This window comes from Bacillus cereus group sp. BfR-BA-01441 (assembly GCF_022663075.1).
Classification (GTDB): Bacteria; Bacillota; Bacilli; order Bacillales; family Bacillaceae_G; genus Bacillus_A; species Bacillus_A cereus.
This window is the reverse complement of the sequence record NZ_JAKUEU010000465.1, coordinates 1-211: the sequence shown is the minus strand read 5'-3', so window position 1 is coordinate 211 and position 211 is coordinate 1. Positions and strand designations below refer to the sequence as shown.

Here is a 211-nt window from a genome sequence, read left to right as displayed (position 1 = left end):
TGTAAAGAGCGGTGACGTTTTCGCCCATTTTGCAAATTCGTCCATTTTATCTTTCGAACCCGCGAAGTCCATAGCCATGCCCTGGGAATGGCTATCCGGTCTCCCGCTCGGGCCGGTAGAACCGGGGCGGTACCCGCTTGTGAATCGTAAACCAAGGGATAACGCCTTATCATAAACTTGCTTCAGCTTGTCGTTTAGTTTGAGTCCCTGT

Annotated in this window: 1 pseudogene; it reads right to left on the bottom strand. The window is 51.2% G+C overall.

The features are described 5' to 3' along the window. Positions 1 to 211: pseudogene (locus tag MR107_RS31235) on the bottom strand (hypothetical protein); the annotation flags it as partial.